The sequence below is a fragment of the Vibrio sp. 10N.222.55.C6 genome, from assembly GCF_041473395.1.
In the GTDB taxonomy this organism is placed as follows: domain Bacteria; phylum Pseudomonadota; class Gammaproteobacteria; order Enterobacterales; family Vibrionaceae; genus Vibrio; species Vibrio crassostreae_C.
On the sequence record NZ_JBFRSD010000132.1, the window covers coordinates 1 to 459 of the forward strand.

At 42.3% G+C, this 459-nt stretch carries 1 protein-coding gene; it reads right to left on the reverse strand.

Translation table 11 applies throughout. From position 1 onward, the window contains the following. A partial coding sequence (gene waaF, locus AB4486_RS22890; protein ID WP_372118784.1) for a lipopolysaccharide heptosyltransferase II occupies positions 1-459 on the reverse strand: 459 nt, incomplete at both ends.

A 459-nucleotide genomic window follows, 5' to 3' on the forward strand; every position in this document is an offset into this window, starting at 1 on the left:
TATTTAAACCAAATTGCTCCATAGCCTTTTGTTGGCTGGAGTCAACAACTTGTAGGCTTGGAAAAGGTAATGATGACAATTCACCTAAACAACCACTACCCGTCATTTCAGCTTTAGGGTGCGCTAACGCTACATATCGCTCTAACATGTATTGAAACGCTTTTTTATTGGTTCTAACGTCATTAAGCAAACCAAAACGCATTTCACCTTTCCAGCCAACTCGTTCAGGAACGCGTGCAAACAGGGGAATTAAAGCTGATTTCGCGGAGTTAGGTAATACGTACGCTTTATCGTACTGTACTTCCCTCAACGATTTGCCGATCTTATAACGAGATTTCAGATCAAACTGTCCATGTCCCAATGGCATTTCAAGAGCTTGATTGACTTGTGGCATTCTTTCCAGAATTGGCTTACACCATGCGGGCGCTAAAACATCAATTTTTGCGTCAGGGTACTGTG